At 48.1% G+C, this 4,988-nt stretch carries 5 protein-coding genes; 3 read left to right on the top strand and 2 right to left on the bottom strand.

What is annotated here, in order from left to right; translation table 11 throughout:
* Positions 1 to 189 precede the first annotated feature (189 nt).
* Positions 190 to 1,143, top strand: a complete 954-nt coding sequence (locus VJB08_06975; protein HLD43697.1) for a replication factor C small subunit — start codon at positions 190 to 192, stop codon at positions 1,141 to 1,143.
* Between the two features lie 26 nt (positions 1,144 to 1,169).
* Here the strand turns inward: VJB08_06975 and VJB08_06970 are convergent, their stop codons facing one another.
* Positions 1,170 to 1,973 carry a helix-turn-helix domain-containing protein gene (locus tag VJB08_06970; GenBank protein ID HLD43696.1) on the bottom strand — a complete coding sequence of 268 codons (804 nt, stop codon included), beginning with the start codon at positions 1,971 to 1,973 and terminating at the stop codon, positions 1,170 to 1,172.
* Positions 1,974 to 2,133: 160 nt separating this feature from the next.
* On the bottom strand, positions 2,134 to 3,168 hold the full coding sequence (locus tag VJB08_06965) for an mRNA surveillance protein pelota (GenBank protein ID HLD43695.1): 1,035 nt from the start codon (positions 3,166 to 3,168) through the stop codon (positions 2,134 to 2,136).
* 74 nt (positions 3,169 to 3,242) lie between these two features.
* Here VJB08_06965 and VJB08_06960 point away from each other — a divergent pair, with 74 nt between their 5' ends.
* Both VJB08_06960 and VJB08_06955 read left to right on the top strand, forming a co-directional pair.
* The gene (locus tag VJB08_06960) at positions 3,243 to 4,445 is read left to right on the top strand and encodes a hypothetical protein (protein HLD43694.1); all 1,203 of its coding nucleotides are present in this window, start codon (positions 3,243 to 3,245) and stop codon (positions 4,443 to 4,445) included.
* A gap of 12 nt (positions 4,446 to 4,457) precedes the next feature.
* A partial coding sequence (locus VJB08_06955; GenBank protein ID HLD43693.1) for a hypothetical protein occupies positions 4,458 to 4,988 on the top strand: 531 nt, incomplete at its 3' end.

Genomic DNA, 4,988 nt, shown 5'->3' with positions numbered 1-4,988 from the left:
TGGGAGCAACCCTCATCGTCTACCCTGTTTTTAGTGATTGGGCTTTTCAAACAAAAATAATAAGCGTTGTATCTGGAATTATTGTTCTCGTATTCTTCCTTTGGTGGACAAGAAGAAATTATGCCAGGATGTAACAATCGGATTACCTAACCAATCAGTATTTAAAGCAGTTTTGCTTCTTCTCTTACTATGGAGTCGACACTCTGGATCGAAAAGTATCGTCCATCTACGTTCGCTGAGATTAGGGGCCAAAAGGAGATTATCAAACGCGTGGCGGCTTTTGTCAAGCAGAAAAACCTCCCTCACCTCCTTTTTACAGGGCCTGCTGGTGTTGGAAAAACCTCCCTCAGTCTCGTGATTGTTAAGCAGCTCTATGGGGAGTATTGGCGCGAGAATTTTCTTGAGCTGAATGCAAGCGATGAGCGCGGCATCGATGTTATCCGCACCAAGGTGAAAGACTTTGCGAGGACCCGGGCATTAAGCGACATCCCCTTTAAGATCATCTACCTTGATGAATGCGACGCTTTGACACGAGAGGCGCAGCAGGCGCTTCGCAGAACCATGGAGAATACAACTCAAACGACACGATTCATCCTCTCCGCAAACTATTCCTCGAAGATCATCGATCCTATTCAAAGCAGGTGCGCAATATTCCGATTCAAGCCGCTGCCGCAGGAAGACCTCAAGGAACTGATAGGGCATATTGCGAAGAAGGAGGGGCTGCACTTTTCCGGGAAAAGCGAGGAGGCCCTTATCACCGCTTCAGGGGGGGACTGCAGGCGGCTCCAGAACGTTATGCAGAGCTGCGCAGCGTTCTCAAAAACCATCTCTGAAGAGGATGTTTATTCCATTGCGTCCTTTGCCAGGCCAACCGAGATCAAGGAAATTCTGGAGGCTAGCCTGAGCGGAGATTTTCTCCAGGCCAGGGATAAGCTCTTCTCAACCATGCAGCATTATGGGCTGAGCGGAGTTGACGTAATCAAGCAGATCCAAGAGGGGATATATCTCTTGCCTATGGATGGAAGAAAGAAGGTTGAGCTGATTCAGCTTTGTGGGGAGATTGAGTTCAGGCTCAGCGAAGGAAGCGATGAATTTATCCAGCTGGAGGCGTTCCTTGCAAGCATCGCAGCCGCAGGGATGTAATAGGAAAAGAAACTAAAAATCGGCGCCTACTTCACAGCCTTCATATTCTTCCAGGAACTCTCGAAGAGCTCCTCTAAGGCTGTTGCGAAGAATGGCGTGTTCACCCAAATCCCAACGTCATAGGTGGGATGCACATCCTTGTCGTCCAGGACCATAAAGACGAGCTCCTTGCCGTCCACAATGCAGAACCTGGACTTGATGTCCGTGTTGCGCACTTCAGCAAACTGCGATACGTCTTTCACTGCCTGGCTGCATTCCTTCGTGATTGGAGCGGCAATCCGAATCTTGACCCCTTTTTTCTTCAGCTTCTCGAATGTAGGGATCAGCCCCTCCACCTTTCTCAAAAACCCTTGGGAAGTGGTGCTTAGAGTGACAGACTCCTGGGCGTTCTTTATTGTGGTCTCCAGATGGTTATAGAGATTATGCCTGCCCCTCAATGAGCCGCTGAGATCTGATGGCTCGATAAGTTCAATGCCCTGGGTATGCAGGGTTGCAAGTTCAGTCAGAACCTCAGTCCCCTTTAACTTCTCAAGTCTCTTCACCCGCTCTTCTGCTTCTACCTTTAGGTTTTTCTTTACGCGCTCCACCACTTCATTTGGAGGGACTGCAATATACTTTATCGGCTTCCCGAGCTTCATGATTGCAAACCCTTTCTTTTCGAGGGATTCCAGCACATCATAACTCCTTGATCTTGGCACATTTGCTATATCAGAAAGCTCTCCTGCGGTGGAGACTCCCCGGGACAGCAACGCTGTCCAAATCTTCACTTCATATAAATTCAGCGAGAAGTATCTTCTCAGCTTACTCAGGAACTCTTCTTTAACAATCATTGTTCTCCCCCCTCTTTTTCTAAACTCTTTATAATCCTTTAGGACTTGATTTGTTATGAGTGGTCAATAAAAAAGGAGTACTACTATTAATATGTTACGGTTCTTCATCCTCCTTCAGTAGATGAACCTGGATCTTGCAGCATATTCATTATGATGCCCATCACGATACCCTATACCTTAAGAGCGCTCCAATGCCTCCTAATCCGAGAAGTTTTTTTCCAGCCTCATGGGATGATGACACAATGACAACGCTTCCCTTCTGCCGCTCTACTGCTGCAAGGAGGGCATCTGCGTCTGGGCGTTCCTGGAGAAACACATCAGCAACCACAACCTTCGCCACTGCGCCAGATTCCTGCGCTCTGTTCACTTCCTCGCTGCCATACGCCACCGGTTTAGCTTTTGCAATGGCCACCATCAGCTCTTCTACTGCAGCAAATTCCTGGAACGCCCGCTCTTCTTTTAAGGCAGAGGCAATTTCGGGCCTTTTCAGGACCTCTGCGATTCCGTTAGGGCCAACAGAGGAGCAGGAGGCATAGATAAGCTGAGGAAGCTTTGCATTCTCCAGGATTGGCCTGATTTCGTCTTTCCAAAATGCCGGAGATGCAACGATGATATGGGTTATACCATTCCTGTCAGAGATTTCCTTAAGAGCTTTTTTTATCTCCTCAAAAAAAGGCGCTCCTACCTTCTGTGGCTCCCTCTTCTTCTGAACCTCTCCTGCCAATGTCATGAGGACTTCATAGCCTTGCCTCTGCAGCCTTGCAATTACTGCCTCTTCCCTGTCAAAGACAACCAGCAAAATGCTGTGGGGGCTTGGGTTGCATGCGTCCTGCACCTTCTTCAGAATGAACACCGGCCAGGCCAGTTTCTTTACTGTGATCACACTAAAAGGCTCTGCAACTATGGTATGGTAGCTGCCTTTTGGTATATCCTCTGTTCCCTGGCTGAGCTTTCCGCTTATCCTCAACTGCGATTGCGCAAACTCAACTCTCTCAACTTCTACGATTGCCTGAAAATGCCGTTTGATGACTGCTCTGGAGCGCTGGTCTTTTTCTCCTTTCCTTACCTTGCGCTCAGATCTGCCTGAAACAACATCTCCTTGTGAGATCACGCCTCTCAGCGTCCAGAGGTCGTCAAGAGATTCAACTTTTACCTTGATCTCCCCCTTCCTGAGATTCCATGCAATCCGTTTCATTACAGGACGGGAGAAAAGCGAAACATTAATATATAAAGGTACGTATTTAAGACGATACTTTCATGGGCAAAATTATGGCTAAAAGAGCGGCAATTGGCGCAAAAGGACAAGCAGCAGCGCTTGTCGGCATCATCCTTTTGATTATTGTGCTGTACATCATTTTCCTGCCTCCGGAAGATCGGGCAGATCTGCTTGGGACAGATGAGGATGGAGAGACCACAAGCAGCAGCAGGGAGAAGATCGTCAGCCTGCTTGAGGCGAGCCCAGGAATCCTGACGAAAGACGTTACTGAACAAAAAGCCGATAAGGGATTGCCGAACATTTTCCTGGTGGAGACCATCAGCTCTCAGGTCCTTGAGCGCATTAATCCTTTTACCATCAGCAACAGCCTGCTGAGGAACACGCCAAAAGAGGCTCTCTTCTCGATCGATGACCCTGAGCATACTGACAATGTCTTTTTGTCCTTTTCAGCAAGGAAGCATGAAGGAACTCTCCTCATCACTCTCAATGGCGGGCAGGTGTTCTCTTCTGAAATCGAGCAGTACAATGCTGTGCCTATCAAGCTGCCAAAGACGAGCCTCAAACAGGACAACCGGCTCGTCTTTGAGGTTTCACGAGGAACCCTTGGGGCGAATGAATACCAGCTTGAAAATATCCAGATCATTGGAGATGTGAGGGATGTCTCAAGGCGGGAGAGCCAGAGCAGCTTTACCATGCTCCAATCCGAGCTTGCCAATCTTGAGAGCGTCGCTTTCCGTTTTGTTCCCTACTGTGCCAGGGAGCGGGATTTAGGCAAACTTGCAATCTGGATCAATGATTATAAGATATACCATTCAGTTCCTGTCTGTGATGATCCTGTGCGGCAGACATTCCCTGCGCAATATCTCGCTGCAGGGTCCAACACTGTCGTGTTTGAGTCTGAGCGCGGATCGTACAGCATTGAGCAGATATTCATCAACCTCGATTTCAAGGAGCAGAGAACAGCAACTTACTTCTTTGAGCTTAACGAGACCACCTTTGGCCAGGTCCAGAACCAGACGCGCCAGCTCTTCCTGACCCTAAGGTTTGTTGATGACAAAGACACTGACAGCCGCTTTTTTGTGAATGTCAATGGCCATAAGAGGGGAGAGTTCAGCAACGATGACTTTGAAGCCGATGATATCACATTCAGGTATGACCTTGGCAGGTTTGCCGAACGCAGGAATAACTATGTGCAGATCATCCCCCAAGAGACGCTGAAGATTGTTTCGCTTGATGTTACGCTTGAGAAGGACTGAGGATTCTATGAAATGGTTGATCCTATTGAGAAAAGGTTGAGGCAGAAAATCGCTGAGACTTCTCAAAAATATTTTCCGACGTTTATCAAAGCAGGGGCTGCTGCTGGAAGAGGGGTTAAGAACACACTTTCTTATGACCTGACCCCCGGGATTAAAACAACTCTTGGATATGGCGGCGCTGCAGCGGCTGCAGCCTACGGGCTTGGAAAACGGGCAGTGCGCTCAACGTTCAGCGGTGGCTGGCTTGCCATTTGGCTATTTGTTGGACTTTGGGTCTTAGATATCAAGTTTTTTTCTTTTAACGGACTAAACATACAATCATTCTGGAACCGCATCATCGGTTTTGGACCGAGCGACTACTGGGGCATCTTCTTCTCCAGCGGAGTCCTTGTTGTTCTTGTAGCTATCGGATTTTTAAAGATACGGAGCCATCAGGACATGAGACTTTACCTTTCTTATGCTTTTGTGGTTTGGTTCTATGCGCTGATTCTTTCTTTCACTGCATGGGATGGCCGGGCTGTGCTGCATCTCCTCTTTGGAATT

It is taken from the genome of Candidatus Nanoarchaeia archaeon (assembly GCA_035290625.1).
Taxonomy (GTDB): domain Archaea; phylum Nanobdellota; class Nanobdellia; order Woesearchaeales; family DATDTY01; genus DATDTY01.
The sequence above is the reverse complement of the archived record's forward strand: the minus strand, read 5'-3'. Positions and strand labels throughout refer to the sequence as shown.

Coding starts and splice junctions, on each gene's coding strand:
- VJB08_06975 (HLD43697.1), top strand. CDS start 190: ATGGAGTCGACACTCTGGATCGAAAAGTATCGTCCATCTACGTTCGCT.
- VJB08_06970 (HLD43696.1), bottom strand. CDS start 1,973: ATGATTGTTAAAGAAGAGTTCCTGAGTAAGCTGAGAAGATACTTCTCG.
- VJB08_06965 (HLD43695.1), bottom strand. CDS start 3,168: ATGAAACGGATTGCATGGAATCTCAGGAAGGGGGAGATCAAGGTAAAA.
- VJB08_06960 (HLD43694.1), top strand. CDS start 3,243: ATGGCTAAAAGAGCGGCAATTGGCGCAAAAGGACAAGCAGCAGCGCTT.